Consider the following 14899-nt stretch of genomic DNA (forward strand, 5'->3'; position numbering starts at 1 on the left):
TGAGCGGGTGGTTCACTGGTTTCGACGTGAAACAAACGAAGTCCTCGTGCTGCATCTATCCTCTATATTCATCAGTAATTCCCTCCAGTATAATTATGAACTCTGGGTTATCTGCTGAATAGGCAGCGCGAATGTGTCACGAGTAGAAAACCAACCAGGTGACTGTTCGGAACTTCGTTATTGTTCTTTGAGACAGATTTCGTCCGGTTTCACGCGTACTTCGAACCCTTGGTACTCGAAGCGGACAATTATATTGTCCTTGGTCTCAACGAGAGTGTCAAGCGCATCTGTATCTATTGTATAGTATAACGGTGGGAGCTCCTCGAGAGGAATGTCCCGAATCGTTGCCACGGCTTTTACTACTTCCACCGTAGCGGATTTGTCTTTTTCAGTTCTACGAATCGGGAATTTCGGATCCATAATTAGAGTATGCTCTCCGTAGTAGTAGTGCAGCCGCTGACAACCAATCCATGGGAACCATCCGCATAGTCGGCTATTTTAGCTCTCAGTGATGCCTGTATTAGGGAATTTGGTTAAATATATTCACCTGATATTTAAAAATATTCGATGAGCTAATAAACCAGTTGTACTTGGCTTGATACTGAGTGTCTCCACTGGGATTCACACCCGGTATCCTACCGCCGCGCGCCGGCTGCGCGCCGGTTGCGGTCGGATGCAGTTGGATGCAGCCGGTACGGATGCAAGGGTGTTATAGAACTATTCACACGGGGTTGTTTCCATCTTGCTCTCAGTGAACCATTCGTTACGTAGATGTGTAGACGTAACGCCGTCTATTCNGTTATAGAACTATTCACACGGGGTTGTTTCCATCTTGCTCTCAGTGAACCATTCGTTACGTAGATGTGTAGACGTAACGCCGTCTATTCCATCAACTAATAGAGGTGTTGAGAGAGCCGTGCTGGATACAGCGCGCGAATGCAGCACAAGATTCGGCTCGATCGACGAACGTGGTGATCGGACAGAACAGGGAACGTAGTTGGAAAGCGCTACAATCGAAATGATAGCCATCTAAAATGGCGCGTCGCTTTTCGGAAGACTCGAATGCACGACAGGGGTATTGTGGGCAAAATTGCCGCTTAGTCCACGTCGCTGATGAAGGACAGCACCTCGTCGGTGAAGCGCTCTGGTGCGACGAAATACAACGCGTGCCCGTGCCCATCGAAGGTAACGAGGCGACTGTTCGGTAACGTGTCGTGGACTTTTTCAGCACTCTCTTTGAGCCACCCGCTCTCAGTCCCGACGGGAAGTAACGTTGGCGTAGTGAGGTTTTCGAACGGTGTGAGATCCCGCCCACCACTCTCCGCACCCGCTTCTAACTCGGGCAAGAGTGTTTGCGGAAACCTATCCGTGTACCGATCCCATACCGGTGCCGAGCGAATCGCATCGAGTTCGTCGGGCGCGAATTTGGCGATATCGCCGAGGAAGAGTGTATACGCCTGCTCGTTCTCCCCCGCCTCTATCAAGGTGATCATCTCTTCGACTGTCCCCTCTAAGCGGGCGAAACCCTCCTTGGAGACGATGGGGGGCTCGTAGAGGATTAGGCTCCGTAGATTGTCGATTCGCGGGGCCGCACCCAGTGCAACGAGCGCGCCATAGGAATGGCCGATGAGCGTCACCGGGTCGTCGATCGACTCGACGACTGCGACCACGTCATCGAACTGTGGGTCTGGTTTCCCACTGTACTCGTCAGGGGAGCCGCTGTCACCGTGATACCGTCGGTCCATTGCGTGGACGGTGGTGTGTTCCGCGAACCTCGAACGGACGTCGCCGAGTTCCCAGACCACGCGATCAACGGTGGAGCCGTGGACGAAGACGGACGGCGGCCCACTTCCCGACCGCTCGTACACGATTTCAGTCCCATCGGCGGACGTCACTGTCGCTATTTCTTTCTCTTCATCTGGCTCTGTTGCTTTCGACATGTGGTCTCTCACCCGGTGATTTCTATGGGAATTAGTCACATAGTTGCAACTGATGACGGATTTGCAAAGGCTAAACGAAACCCAGTCGATGATCGGGCTGCTGATCGGCTGACTCAACGCAGATCGCTCGGAACAAGCGCAGTCGATGTGCTGCATCTATCCTCTATATTCAGCAGGCCCCTCTTGACAGCTATCTGAGGGGCCAATTGCTGCGCCGTTACCTCCTTGACCTGTACATAGCAGATTGGCCCTGATCACAAGATCGGCTGTTTAACCAACAACGGGTGCAGTAGAGGGACTTCCGTTGGTGAAATATATGCGGTAGTAGATCTCGATAGAACGACGATCAAGATACTACGGAGTTGTGTGAGAAAGCGGCTGCTGCTCGAGCGGTGAGCCCATCCGAACAGACTGGTTGTCCTCGATGGATTCTGTCGCTGAAAGTGCAGCGGCTAGTCGCATCTCTGGGCCGACCATCGGATGCTCGAGTAACCGTTCCGGATCTGGTGGCCAAAACAGCGCACTCCCAAGCGGATCAGCAGGATCGCCGTAGCGATCTGGTGTGAGCAGCGTCTCGAGGAGTGAATCGGCAGCATCGAGGAGCGTCTGGTTCTCCTCGAGGTGGGTCGGAACAACGGGATCGCATCGCTCAGTGGTTGTCTGGAATGACAACGCCAGACGATACCCGTTCTCGTCGACACGGATGAGATCGAGTGCCTCAAGTCGATCGCGGTAGTTCCGGATCGTCCGTGCTGAAACATTTGCTCGGTCAGCAAGCTCACACTGTGAGAGATGTCTTTCAGCGGTGAGCAGTGTTTGAACGATTCGACCAGCTGTCGGCGGCAGATCGGAAAGCAATTGCTCAGGTTCGAGCGTTCCCAGGGCATAGCGGAGTTCGTCCGATCGAAGCTCTCGGTGGTCGTCTCGCCGGCGAGTTGCTGCAGTGCTCGAGCAGCGGCATAGGGTGAGCCAGTCAACGCCTGAAGCAACGAAACGATATCTCGAGTCAGTCGAAGATTCTTGGACTGCAGAATCCGCGTCGCAGCTGCGGCATAGGCTGTCCGGTCGACCGTCGACAGGGAGACGTGGACTGCGAACTCGGTAGCGTCCTCAGCGAGGGCTGCTGGCGACTCGAGTTATAAGTGTTTGGAGAGTGACGTTCTTTATCTAGGATGAGTACAGACCAATCAAATTCTACAGATGAACAGCCAACCCACGATCACGACCACGAGGACGTCGACGGTCCCGGATACCCGACGCCTGCGGCGATGCGGACCGAATCCGAACGGGAGAAAACGGCCTACGTGATGGCCCCCCGCGTCGGCATGGAAACCGACGGAAAGGATTTCGTCGGCGTCGTAGATCTCGATCCCGAGTCGGAGACGTACAGCGAGTTGATCGATACAGTGGAAATGCCGAACAAGGGTGACGAACTCCATCACTTCGGCTGGAATGCCTGTTCGTCGTCGTGTCACGCGGAGGGACTCGCCCGCCAGTATCTCGTAGTTCCGGGACAGCGATCCTCCCGCATTCACATCATTGACGCCGAAGATCCCCGGAATCCGCAGATCGTGAAAATTATCGAGCCCGAGGAGCTCTTCGAGTACGATCTTTCGGCGCCCCATACCGTCCACTGCGTCCCGGGTGGGAAGATAGTCATCAGCATGCTTGGCAACGCTGACGGTGAACTCCCTGGCGGATTCCTCCAGTTCGATCAGGAGGACTTCACGATCGACGGCCGGTGGGAAGCCGACACCGGTGAATGGGAAGGGATGCACTACGACTACTGGTATCAGCCTCGACACGACGTGTTAGTTTCCACGGAGTGGGCCGCTCCGAACACCTATTACCCGGGTTTCGACCTCGAGGATGTCGAGGCGGGCAACTACGGCGACAGCATTCATATCTGGGACTGGTCGGAGAAACGTCACGAACAGACCCTCGAGTTTGGCGAGGAGGGCCAGATTCCCCTCGAGGTCCGGATGAGCCACAACCCCGAGGAGACACAGGGGTACGTGGGGGCAGGCCTTTCCTCGAACATCATCCACTTCTACGAGACCAACGACGGCACGTGGGACTGGGACGTCGTCATCGAGGAGGAGGCCCGTGAACACGACGACTGGAATATGCCGGTGCCGTCGCTGATCACCGATACCCTGCTGTCACTCGATGACCAGTATCTGTTCTACGCGAACTGGCTCCACGGTAACCTTCGGATGTACGACGTAAGCGACATGGGCAACCCTCGGCTTGTCGATACGATCTGGGCTGGCGGGCTGTTCGGCGACCGCCAGGAGATTCAGGGGACCGACATCAGAGGGTCTCCACAGATGCTCCAACTTTCACGCGATGGCCGCCGGCTCTACTGGACGACCTCGCTGTTCTCCTCGTGGGACAACCAGTTCTTCCCAGAGATCGCTGAGGAGGGTTCGTTGATGTTCAAGGCTGACGTCTACCCGGACGAGGGACGGATGGAACTCGACGAGGAGTTCCTCGTCGACTTCGGCGACGCGCCGGGCGGTCCGGCCCGGGCTCACGAGATCCGCTGGCCCGGCGGTGACTGCACGAGCGATGTCTGGCAATGACCCGCTGCGACGACCCCAGCCACGTCGTCGAACTCCGTGATGCTGACGGGACAGTGGGGTCCCTCCGGATCCCGATGGGGGAGTCGATCGTCGACGCCGCCGAGTCGGCCGGGATCGATCTCCCCTACGGCTGTCTCTACGGTGCCTGTGGGACCTGCACCGCCCGGCTCCTCGAAGGGAAGTGTACCCACCAGGAGCCGCCGCGCGCGCTGAAAGACGATGTACTCGAGGACGGATACGTCCTTGCCTGCGTCGCCACCCCGGTGACCGACTGTACGCTCCGGGTAGGTCACGACGTCCAAGCGGAGGCGATAGGGACGCCCTGGCGGTGACGGCGGCGTACTGGACGGCCCGGGTGTTATAAAAAGCAAGGAGAATACCCGCGCCTTTAGGCGCGTGAGGACTGCTTCGACGATCTCGGAGCCAGCCGCTCCGAGGTCGTCACACTCATCAACCAGTTCTTCAACTTCGTCAACGAGTTCCGCTGAAAGAGCCACGCCAAACTTTTCTCTGGCCATTTTGAACCCCTCTCAGAACTCTGTGCACCGGGTGCACAGTCATTTATCTGGATGAGCGTCACTTTGGACATCACTATGACTCGCGAGCGGGCATGCAATGACGTTCAACGACTCCTATAGTAGATGCTGTCGGACGACAGTGAGTGAACTTTCAATCGCGTCTCACGGACCGCCGCCGTCGGCGACGGGCCTTCGGGCCCGATCGGTGTGCGAACCGATCTGTCCGACAGTCTGTATCGGCGATCGCCGGTAACACGCTGCCGCTCACTTCCGTAGGCCGTCGCGGTTATTGTCCTGACAATTGGCATATCGTTATATACGTGCCGGGTATGGTGTGCTACTATGAGCGGCGACTCAGCTGATCCGTACGATCGATACCGAGATCGGACACCGGCGTCGGCCGAGCTATCGGAGCGAGCTAAGCGGGTGCTGCCCGGCGGCGACACCCGATCGGTCACCTACCACGGTCCGTACCCGTCTTTTTTCACCGAAGCGTCGGGAGCGACGGTGACGACGGCCGACGGTGAGACGCTGCTCGATTTCCTCAACAACTACACGCAGTCAGTGCTGGGTCATGCCCCCGAGGCGCCCGTCGAAGCGGCGTGTGACCGACTCCAGCACGGCAACGACGTCGCGGCGCCGAACGAGGACATCGTCGAACTCGCCGAACGCCTCGTCGACCGGATTTCTTCGGTCGAGCAGGTCCGATTCGGCAACTCCGGCACCGAGGGGACGATGAACGCGATCCGGGGGGCGATGGCCTGGACAGAACGCGATCGAATCCTCAAAGTCGAAGGCGGCTACCACGGCACCCACGACACCGTAGAAGTGGCGGTCGGTGATGAGAGCGCACACGAGGGCATCCCCGACTCCGTCAAAAAGCGCGTCGACGCCGTCCCCTTCAACGACACCGAGGCGCTCAAAAACCGCTTCGAGTGCGCCGGCGAGGAGTACGCGTGTTTCATCCTCGAGCCGATTATGGGCGTCGGCGGTATGATCCCCGCCGAGGAGTCGTATCTCGAGACCGCCCGCGACCTCACCGCAGCCGCCGACTCGCTTCTGCTATTCGACGAGGTGATGTCGTTCCGGCTGGCCCCCGGCGGCGCCCAGGAGCGCTACGGTGTCGAACCGGATCTCACGGCGCTCGGAAAGCTGATCGGCGGGGGGCTGCCGATCGGTGCCTTCGGCGGCCGCGAGGACGTCATGTCCCAGTTCCACCCGGAGACTGGCGGCCTCAAACACTCGGGAACGTTCAACGGCAACCCGGCGACGATGGCCGCCGGCGCCGCGTTGCTGGATCAGTACGATGCCGATCGGATCGAGGCGCTGAACGAGCGTGGCGACCGCTTCCGTGAGCGTCTGCAGGGGATCGGGGACGTGTCCGACCGCCCGGTCCGGATCACCGGCGACGGCTCGCTGTTTCAGATCCACGTCACGGACGAACCGGTGACCGACTACGAGAGCTCGACCGCCGGCGAGCCGCCGCTCGAGGATCTCTTCATCCGGATGCGCAACGACGGAATTCTGCTCGCCCCCCGCGGAATGGGGAACCTCTCGACGGCTATCGAAGACGAGCACACCGATACCTTCCTCGACGCGTTCGAGGAGGCGATCGATCGCATCCCAGAAGCGAACTCGACAACCGCCGTTTAGTAGCCGACGAACCCAGTATTCGGCTCGGTTTGAACTCCGGTACGGATGGTCTCGTCGGATCAGAGGACCTCGATCAGCGAGAGACCGTCGTCGGGTGTGATGCGGTCGATGTCCGTCTGGTACCGGATCAGTGTAGCGCGTTACCGGCCAGCGCCATTCCGGTACCGGCGCTCACCGGTACCGATCTCCACTGGACGGTATGAAAGACAATCGCCGAGCCGGCGTCTTAGGTGCCTCTGACGACTCACGTTCCGACTGCGCGTACACGTCCACGAACGACCAGGGAGCCGATGAGCGTCCCTAGCGGGTCGTCAGCGTCGACGGTCGGCGAGAGTGCCGTCTGTCGCTTCTCTTCTCGAGCTTCGAACAGCTGCCGGTAGCAGGCGAACGTACCGTATTTCGACTGATATAGGACTCCTCAGAAGAGAATTATCTGTTCCGACTACAAAGGCATTCATGACTTTGTGATGACCGACCAGTGACGAATCGATGGATTTCAAACGCGAGTGCATACATTTTCTCAGCTCGATGCGCTGTAGCAAGCCCATCTTGATAATATGTTTTTGCTCGGTGGTCGCGCCATAGATCTGTGAGATCTTCTGCAGTCGCTTCTGAGAAAATTCCGACTGTGGCCGCTTCTCGATATACACCGGGATGTGTTCCAGGCAAATCATCTGGTTCCAGAGTCCCTCGTTCCAAGAGTCGAAACTCGACCGTTCGCTCAATAGCTACGAACGATGCTTCGATCACGAGCATGTAGTATCCTTCTTCGCGAAGTGCCTCTGCGCCAGCGAGTAGCCGACATCCTTTCCGAAGTTGGAGTACCGCTGCGTCTTTAGTATCCAGACCGAACTCGATCTTGGTTGGGCATTGGTCGAACGCTGCTTGTGCATCAGCGATCAGTTGTTCAATCTGTGTACTACTCACGTGCAAAGACCTCTTTTCGGAGTGACTGTAGCCGTTCGCTTCCGTAGACGGTGATTCCTTCGTGGAAAATCTCTCGGAGCTTCGGCCCAGCACGGTGTGCACTTTCTACTGACTCGACATATGGTTCGAAGGCAAATCGATCACCGTCGAATCGTCGTTCACTGAGATCGCTAACAACATCTGCGACACGACGTCGAGCGGTGGTTCGAGTGCCCTCAATAACCACGAATAGATCGATATCGCTCTGTCTGTCAGCCTCTCCACGAGCGACACTTCCGAACACAATAATCCCGAGAACGCCCTCGATCTCCTCGGATTCGCTGACAGCCTTGTGGACTTGTTCGACGAACGTGCGTACTGGATCCTGAAATTCGGATTGTTCAATTGCGAGTATGGGATCGTCTTTTTCGAGACGGTCGCGGCTGATTGTGACGTAGTTTCGCTGTGGTGTCTCTCGGATTTCAACAGCCCCAATTTCGTGGAGTAGGTCAACGGCTCTCCAGACCGTTGAGCGGGTTACGTCCGTTGCATTGACGAGTTCCGCTATTGTGAACTCTGTCTCGTGAGCATCGGCTAAGAGACGAAGGATGTCGTCAGCAGCACTGATTCGGAAGAGGGGTTTTTGATCGCCTGCATCAATATCGATACAGACCCGTATCCCTTGTTGCGTTGTTTCAGACACTGTCTGATATCGTGCAACGACATATAAATAAATGGCGCTGCGTTTGTCGTTGAAATACGACCCAACTTCACTTTCTTATCCCTGTGGTGAGTGACTGTTGGCAGACTGGTGGTCCTACAGCGACCGGCGTCTCTTGGCCTAGTTGCTCGGTACCGCTCAGCCTGGCAACCGGTTTGTTTATAGGAAAGAGAACAGATACGGCCGAACTCAACCACTTTATGTTACGACTGGAGGTCCGTTGCTCCGTGGGTATGATCGTAGCCAGAATGGTCTTTGGGATTTCACTCACACGTTTTTGCGACCGATCGCTGGATGTGAGCTCGCAGTGCATCTGTTGCGAGCGATCCGGTGACGTGCCCTTTCTCTAGAACGCCAAGATCACTCTCTTCGTAGGCGAATCGTTGTGTTTCGAACTCGATGATTCGGTCATAGCGAGCGAGCAGCGGGTCACAGTCGTCCGCGTTGTCGCTGGTGAAGGCATCCGCAAAGTCGAGGACGGTGCGTAACACCTCCGGGTTCGCTCGCGCCGGTTCGGCCACTAGTTTCCGATAGATTGACGATACGAACATTTCTCCCAGTTGTGCCCCGGCAAACACCGGGACGTACCGATCGACACCCGCATAATAGGCACGGTGGAGATTGATTGCCCAGCCACCGAGGCTTATTCCCGCAGCAAGGATGGCAGAGAAGCCTGTATCCCGCAATCTACCGACCAGTGCCTCGATGAGTGAAGCTGATGTGGCGAGCATTCCAACGAAGTTTTCGAGGTCGTCCATCGCCCGAACGTACTCTCTATTCGAACGATCGTGAAACGGCGCTCGAAGAGCAATCAGGTTGATGTCTCGGTCGAAGTTCGTCCCGAAGAGTCGCCCAAACGAGCTCGAACTGAACCGCCCAAAGTCGAACGGCTGTTCGCCACTTCCATGATGATACAACAGCGTCGGTGCGTCTCGTCCTCGCCACTGAGAGACGAGATATGCTGCCTGGAACTCCCCAATGGGAGTGGATGCAGAGACTCCCTGAACACCCCCGGTTCGAATGTTCTCGATATCGATCGCCGTACCACTGACGACGGCACCGATCGGAGCGCTGGAAACTGACCGGGAAAAGAACCTGGAATTCCGCAAGAGCAGCCCACTCATCGAGATGGTCGCAACGTCGATGAGTTCGTGTCTGTTCATCGGTGTTCAGATTCAGGTTCGTCGTACGTATTCCGACCTAGTGCGCGATTCGCCGGACACTTCTCGGCACCGGCTGTACCCAACAGTACGAACGCAGCAAAGAGGAGGACGGCAGCGACGATTCCTTGTGTGGGATCGCCGAGTGGTTCTCCGAAGGCGACCGTCACCATCATCGCTGCAACCAGGACGAGCCCGACGACGATTCGGATCGTTCGATCAGTTCCGCCAACATTTTTCTCCATACCAATTACTCCGATCGTTCTTCGCCGCGGGATAGCAGCCACCAGAGGGCTACGAACATGGCGATGAAGACAGCAGTTCCTTGAAGAAATTTGGTTCGTCGTGATTTCGAGTTATCAGTTGACTTTACCCGAATCGCTGCTCGGTCAGACCCTTCGTTAGTTGTGCGCTCGAACGTGGACAGAAATTTCATACTCGGTTCGCAACTCGTCACGAACGAAGGTAAGTATACGAGTCAATTCTTCGGCTCCGGGATCAATCCTCTTCCTCGTTCTACCATCTAGCTCGTCGAGAAACGATGAGACCAGCACGGCTCTTGTGAGTGAAGGACTCGGAAGGACAAGCCCACGCGACTTCGATGATTCGTTAAATGTTCAACCGGGGCAATGGCATCGCCCAGCTGTCGATTAGTCCACAGTCTCCAGAAACGAGGACAGGATCTCGTTGAAAGTCGCCGGATTATCGTGGTTCGCAAGGTGTCCCGCATCTGGGACGGTCTTGTACTCGCTGTTGCGGAGTTTTTTGTTCCACTCCTTCGCTTTCTTCCGGAGCCAGAAGTACTCGTCTTCACCGGCCACAATCAATTGCGGGAGTTCGGTCTGTTCAGGGATCCCTTCTTCAATGTCTTCGAGGAACACTCGTTCGAGGGAAACCATGTTCGCCTTCCCAGTACGTGCACTCGCCTGTCTCGCGTACTCTTGGGCCTGGGGAGTGCGAGCGACCAACCGACCAAACATGTCGCACGTCAGCTTCTCCGGCATGAGTTGGAGTAGCCTCACGTGCACCCCCATCAGCTTGATCGTACGTTCGGAGAACCCATCATGTAACGGGAAGCCCCCAACGTGAACGAGAGCTCGAACACGGTCGGGGTAATGGTATGCAACGTACTGGTTCAACAGGCTCCCCATCGACTGGCCGATCAGGACGGCCTGGTCGATTCCTTCGTCGTCCAGTACGTCGAGCAACTTGCGAGCCGAGACATCGAATCGGACCGGCACACTCGACTCGGCAGCGTCGCCACACCCGGGGACGTCCCAAGAGAAAACCCGATACGATTCCGACAACGTAGCGGTCTGGGCTTGCCACGTCTCGCGGTCGAGGGCAAATCCGTGCGTGAACACCACGGCGGTCGCCTCTTCGGGGCCGCTCACCTCGTAATAGACGCCCCCAGATTCACGTTCGGCCGCGGAATCGGCTCTCGCTTTGGATCGTAAATGCCGAAGAGCAAGCGTGAGCACCCCGATTCCGATCGCGGGGGAGACGAGACCACCCCACTTCATGGATATCTCCCGTTTTCCTTCGGGGTACGAAGGTGTGTCTGGATCGTAGTACGGAGCCAGCTGGTCGATTACGTCCGTGTCTCCATCCGCTTCCTCGATGAGAGAACGCAACTCGTCGAACAGATACGCCATCTCGTCACGGCCGTCCCTGGCGTGCCCTTCGACCGAGACCTTCGCGTACTCCTTTCGCATGAGCCACCCGATGGCCCAGACGCAGATCGGCTCCGGGACGTATTCGAAGCTCCTGACGACCGGTGGACTAGGGGAGTACCCCGCTTTGCGTAGTCCTCGAAGCCCTTCCTTCGTCGCACGGATTGAAAGCACCAGCAAATCTCTGGTCCCGCCCAGCCGCTTCATGCGAGTGTCAGCGGCATACAGCGCGGGGACGAGACCGGACATGAGCAACGCGACGTGGTATTTCAACCACTCGTCCATGTCAGTCCGGATCTCGACGTCGTACCCTCGCATGTCCGAAAGCACTGCGGCCACCGCTCGGGTCCTGGGGCGAATCGTTCCATCGACCTCCCCGATCGGAATGGTGTATTGCTCGTCCTCGTCGATCGGGAGCACGCGCATAACGTGTCCGTCTCGTTTTCCACCAGGGTACGGAAACCCCAACATCACGCGCTCTTTGCCGAGCGCCCGGACCATTTCGTCGGACCCGTTGACGTTGTTCCCCATGAAGCAGAACGTCGGGACAGACTCGTTTTCGGCCAACGTATCCAGAATCTGTACCGCTTGATGCTCCCCCATGACGACTAGAACGAGATCGTAGTCGTCATCTGGCTCCAGAGAGTCAACTACATCGATATGAGCCACTTCCTCCTCGTCAGCGCCTTCTTGCTGAATAACGACTCCGTGTTCTTTCAGATCTGCCAGTCGTTGCCCTCTGGCGAGCAGTGAGACGTCGTGTCCCGCCTCGTGGAGTCGCGCCGCTTTTAAGCTACCTAACGGCCCTGCGCCGAATACTAGAATCTTCATTTCGACCGGCCCCAGCCATTGCAGTTCCGTCGATCGTCCCAGTCTTTTTGCGGTCTGCATTGACGACCTCGACGAGAGCGGCGTTCGGTTATGGTGCCCATACTACAAGTAGTGTCTTGCGTTCGATATAATAGGGGAGCAATTCTCTATAGTAGCCACTGACCGTCACTGCACACTTGCTCGCCGGATGCCGTTGCGATTAGCATGTCACTCGTTTCAGCGTCTACTATATCGTCCGTGGCCCGCTTCGATAGAGTCCCTGAATGAGACTGTCTGCCGTTTCTCCAAGGAAGCGAAAATACGGAACGGGTCGAAAGAAACGTATGGCCATCCTCGAGCGATTCTGTTGCCGTGAGTGTAGCTGCTAGTCGAATCCATGGGCCGACCATCGGATGCTCGAGTACTCGCGATGGGTTCGGTGGCCAGAACAACGCACTCCCAAGCAGGTCGTTGGGATCACCGTAGCGATTAGGTGGAAGAATCGTTCCGAGGAGTTCACTCGGCAGCACGAGATTTCCTTTGTGATCTCCCGAACGCGTCTACGAGGAACGTGGTAGTGCTCCTGACCGTAGTACACTAGGACAGACATTGATCAACAGCGCGCTCGAGCCAAGGGTCAACTGCCAGCTGATTCGAGAGTGATATTATCAGGAATCTTTAAGCAAGGAGCGGGCCCGCTGTACGTAGCTGTTCGCGTCCCAGCTGCGGGCGTCACTGATTTTGTCGAGGAGTTGCCGGGCCTCGGCACCTAACAGCTGCTCGGTTTGGACAAGGACCGAGAGCATGGTCGGCGTCGTCACAAGCCGGGTATCGGCGAGCGATGCGTGGATCAAGCCGAGTTGGTTAAATTCATCACAGAGAAATAGTGTGGCGTCAAGTTCGTTCGAGAGGGTGACAGCAGCGTTCTCACCGTCATCGAGCGGAAACTCGGCGTCGAGGTCGACTAACCGTCTCTCGAGCATCTCATCTCGCTCAAGCACAGCGGTTGCGCCACGACCATGGGCGTCATCGTATGAGGCGACCTCTTGGAGTTCCCCGATGACCGCTGTTGGAACCTCAATCTCGTACTGGGTCAGACAAATTGAGAGTGGATCGGGATCGTCGTCAGCAACGATTCCGAGACTAATGAGGCCAGAGGAGTCTGCGACAAGCCGCGACATCTATGCGTCGGCAACCTCGTCGATGAAGTCCTCGTCCAGCTGCTGTTTTAACACCCGGAGATTCGCCGCCTCTTCGGCGCCGACGAGTGCTTTAAGCTGCTCGAAAGAAATCTCGTTGTCGTAGTAGGCGGCTGCGATCTCTTGGGTGAGCGCGTCGTCGTGAGCGGCCTCCTGGAGGTACTCCCGGAGCGCAGTCACGAGGATGTCCGTCCGGTCTTCTCCGAGGACGTCCGCGAGTGCATCAGTTCGATCGATAAGTCGGTGTGGCGCCCGAAATTGAACGCGCTTCTTATCGCTACTCATGATGTGTACGTTGTGAGCCAGCACATTTAGCCCTTTTCGTGTGTACAATGTGAGTCTGGCTGGTATCGAGTTGTGATTTCGTGCCCGACGGCCACCAGATACACGATGCGATTCGGGGTCGCGAGTTCACCCAGGGACGGAGTCGTGAAATGGTAACCTTTCCATAGTATGGTATAGACTCGAGTTGCTGGAATCGGTAACTCGCTCACCTGTACGTAACGCGAGTTTCAGACGAGATTTGTGGAAAGAAATCGCAATTGTTCGCGGGGTTCTTGCTCGAGGTGTCCCTACTACTCCGGGATCACTACGCAGATCGTCACGGACACCCGGTCGCGGACCCTTCCTGTCCGTAAGCTCACAGCTGGTCACGAATTTGACCCTCCTGGGTATTCCAGTCACGGTTTCGGTCCCTATTACCCACTATGAGGGCAAGTCCGCTGATTCACAGTGATCGAGACAGAGTTCAGCCAATTCAGGGAGATCACGAACCAAGACCATTTCAGACCGTCTATCGTATTCAACGAGCCCAGCATCTTTGAGTTCAGGGAGGTGCTTGTGGTGTAGATTCATCTTGACTCTCTTGACTGCTTTATCTGAGATTTCATCGGAATGAGAGTCATATTTCCACGTAATGAGTTGGTGAGCTATTTCACTTTTAGAGGCTGGACCCTCCTGTTGAAGATATAGCATAACACGTCGTCGTTGAGTGTTACTGAGACTACTTAAAATCTCATCGGACCGGTGACTGACGCTGACAGTGTAGTTTTCAGAACCCATGTTGGAATTTCTAAGCCCGTCTGACATAGCTTGCCAATTTGACAGTCCTATACTTAAATCTCGGGGCTCAGACTCATTGTGTTGGTATGTTGTTTTGAGGAAAACATATAAAGAATCGTGGTGGGAGGGGGCACCCCTTCCCATATTTGAGAATCGTAACAGTTTTAAGATATTCCGTAAGCATGGAAGCGGTCGGCTGAATCGATACACAAGCGTCTGGAGTCGTGGACCCCTGGGTTGACCGGAGAAGATCGGCCCTCGAACTGTGTTATTACTATTTTACCAATACTACTCTATAGTTGGTTGTCCATTTCAGACAACCACTGAGCAACACGACCCCGTTGTCCGACCCTCTTTGAGAAGAGTCAGACGCTCCTCGATGCAGCCGATACATTGCTCGAGACAATCTCCCACCAAATCGCTACGGCGACCCCAACGACCCGCTTGGGAGTGCGTTGTTCTGGCCATCGAATCTATCGCGATTACTCGAGCATCCGACGGTCGGCCCGTGGATGCGATTAGCAGCTGCACTCCTAACAACAGAACTCATCAAAGACAGTCAGGCCGTTCAGATGGGGTCTCCGCTCGAGCAGCAATCGCCTTCTCACACAACTCCGTAGCAAAACTGTATCTCCTTCTCTCTCCGATCTACTACCGCATGTAGTTAACCAC

At 56.3% G+C, this 14899-nt stretch carries 14 protein-coding genes; 3 read left to right on the top strand and 11 right to left on the bottom strand.

Annotation, left to right across the window (positions count from 1 at the left end):
- Window positions 1-177: 177 nt before the first annotated feature.
- The 3 genes from C491_RS14585 to C491_RS23745 form a co-directional block, all read right to left on the bottom strand.
- Window positions 178-420, bottom strand: a complete 243-nt coding sequence (locus tag C491_RS14585) for a HalOD1 output domain-containing protein (protein WP_005557588.1) — start codon at window positions 418-420, stop codon at window positions 178-180.
- Window positions 421-1097: 677 nt separating this feature from the next.
- Complete coding sequence (locus C491_RS14590) at window positions 1098-1940, bottom strand: alpha/beta fold hydrolase (protein WP_005557590.1); 843 nt, start codon at window positions 1938-1940, stop codon at window positions 1098-1100.
- Between the two features lie 354 nt (window positions 1941-2294).
- Complete coding sequence (locus tag C491_RS23745) at window positions 2295-2798, bottom strand: helix-turn-helix domain-containing protein (RefSeq protein ID WP_005557592.1); 504 nt, start codon at window positions 2796-2798, stop codon at window positions 2295-2297.
- A 314-nt stretch (window positions 2799-3112) separates the two neighbouring features.
- Here C491_RS23745 and C491_RS14595 point away from each other — a divergent pair, with 314 nt between their 5' ends.
- From C491_RS14595 to C491_RS14605, 3 genes are all read left to right on the top strand, one after another.
- On the top strand, window positions 3113-4525 hold the full coding sequence (locus C491_RS14595) for a selenium-binding protein SBP56-related protein (protein WP_049892000.1): 1413 nt from the start codon (window positions 3113-3115) through the stop codon (window positions 4523-4525).
- Window positions 4522-4857 (top strand): 2Fe-2S iron-sulfur cluster-binding protein, encoded by a 336-nt coding sequence (locus tag C491_RS14600; protein WP_005557596.1) that lies wholly within the window; start codon window positions 4522-4524, stop codon window positions 4855-4857. Before C491_RS14595 ends, C491_RS14600 begins: the two co-directional genes overlap by 4 nt.
- 528 nt (window positions 4858-5385) lie before the next feature.
- Complete coding sequence (locus C491_RS14605; RefSeq protein WP_005557597.1) at window positions 5386-6696, top strand: aspartate aminotransferase family protein; 1311 nt, start codon at window positions 5386-5388, stop codon at window positions 6694-6696.
- A gap of 429 nt (window positions 6697-7125) precedes the next feature.
- Here C491_RS14605 and C491_RS24245 read toward each other — a convergent pair whose 3' ends face one another.
- The 8 genes from C491_RS24245 to C491_RS24385 form a co-directional block, all read right to left on the bottom strand.
- Window positions 7126-7623: a hypothetical protein gene (locus C491_RS24245; RefSeq protein WP_083909342.1), complete on the bottom strand. Its 498-nt coding sequence runs from the start codon at window positions 7621-7623 to the stop codon at window positions 7126-7128.
- Window positions 7616-8305, bottom strand: a complete 690-nt coding sequence (locus C491_RS21805) for a nucleotidyltransferase domain-containing protein (protein ID WP_005557600.1) — start codon at window positions 8303-8305, stop codon at window positions 7616-7618. Before C491_RS21805 ends, C491_RS24245 begins: the two co-directional genes overlap by 8 nt.
- Window positions 8306-8586: 281 nt before the next feature.
- Window positions 8587-9486, bottom strand: coding sequence for a hypothetical protein (locus tag C491_RS14610; RefSeq protein WP_005557602.1), 900 nt, complete (start codon window positions 9484-9486; stop codon window positions 8587-8589).
- Window positions 9483-9728 (bottom strand): YgaP family membrane protein, encoded by a 246-nt coding sequence (locus C491_RS14615; RefSeq protein ID WP_005557603.1) that lies wholly within the window; start codon window positions 9726-9728, stop codon window positions 9483-9485. The genes C491_RS14610 and C491_RS14615 overlap by 4 nt, the downstream gene beginning before the upstream one ends.
- A 405-nt stretch (window positions 9729-10133) precedes the next feature.
- A complete protein-coding gene (locus C491_RS14620; protein WP_049892003.1) occupies window positions 10134-11987 on the bottom strand; it encodes an alpha/beta fold hydrolase in 1854 nt (617 codons plus the stop codon).
- A gap of 647 nt (window positions 11988-12634) precedes the next feature.
- The gene (locus tag C491_RS14625) at window positions 12635-13147 is read right to left on the bottom strand and encodes a hypothetical protein (RefSeq protein WP_005557607.1); all 513 of its coding nucleotides are present in this window, start codon (window positions 13145-13147) and stop codon (window positions 12635-12637) included.
- On the bottom strand, window positions 13148-13450 hold the full coding sequence (locus C491_RS14630) for a hypothetical protein (protein ID WP_005557608.1): 303 nt from the start codon (window positions 13448-13450) through the stop codon (window positions 13148-13150).
- 420 nt (window positions 13451-13870) lie between these two features.
- On the bottom strand, window positions 13871-14371 hold the full coding sequence (locus C491_RS24385) for a DUF7344 domain-containing protein (RefSeq protein ID WP_449289268.1): 501 nt from the start codon (window positions 14369-14371) through the stop codon (window positions 13871-13873).
- Window positions 14372-14899: the final 528 nt, after the last annotated feature.

It is taken from the genome of Natronococcus amylolyticus DSM 10524 (assembly GCF_000337675.1).
Lineage (GTDB): Archaea > Halobacteriota > Halobacteria > Halobacteriales > Natrialbaceae > Natronococcus > Natronococcus amylolyticus.

Excerpts from the sequence above, each read along its gene's own strand:
- C491_RS14620 (WP_049892003.1), bottom strand. The coding sequence starts at position 11,987 with ATGAAGATTCTAGTATTCGGCGCAGGGCCGTTAGGTAGCTTAAAAGCG.
- C491_RS14610 (WP_005557602.1), bottom strand. The coding sequence starts at position 9,486 with ATGAACAGACACGAACTCATCGACGTTGCGACCATCTCGATGAGTGGG.
- C491_RS14605 (WP_005557597.1), top strand. The coding sequence starts at position 5,386 with ATGAGCGGCGACTCAGCTGATCCGTACGATCGATACCGAGATCGGACA.
- C491_RS14590 (WP_005557590.1), bottom strand. The coding sequence starts at position 1,940 with ATGTCGAAAGCAACAGAGCCAGATGAAGAGAAAGAAATAGCGACAGTG.
- C491_RS14595 (WP_049892000.1), top strand. The coding sequence starts at position 3,113 with ATGAGTACAGACCAATCAAATTCTACAGATGAACAGCCAACCCACGAT.
- C491_RS14615 (WP_005557603.1), bottom strand. The coding sequence starts at position 9,728 with ATGGAGAAAAATGTTGGCGGAACTGATCGAACGATCCGAATCGTCGTC.
- C491_RS14630 (WP_005557608.1), bottom strand. The coding sequence starts at position 13,450 with ATGAGTAGCGATAAGAAGCGCGTTCAATTTCGGGCGCCACACCGACTT.
- C491_RS14585 (WP_005557588.1), bottom strand. The coding sequence starts at position 420 with ATGGATCCGAAATTCCCGATTCGTAGAACTGAAAAAGACAAATCCGCT.
- C491_RS14600 (WP_005557596.1), top strand. The coding sequence starts at position 4,522 with ATGACCCGCTGCGACGACCCCAGCCACGTCGTCGAACTCCGTGATGCT.
- C491_RS24385 (WP_449289268.1), bottom strand. The coding sequence starts at position 14,371 with ATGGGAAGGGGTGCCCCCTCCCACCACGATTCTTTATATGTTTTCCTC.
- C491_RS14625 (WP_005557607.1), bottom strand. The coding sequence starts at position 13,147 with ATGTCGCGGCTTGTCGCAGACTCCTCTGGCCTCATTAGTCTCGGAATC.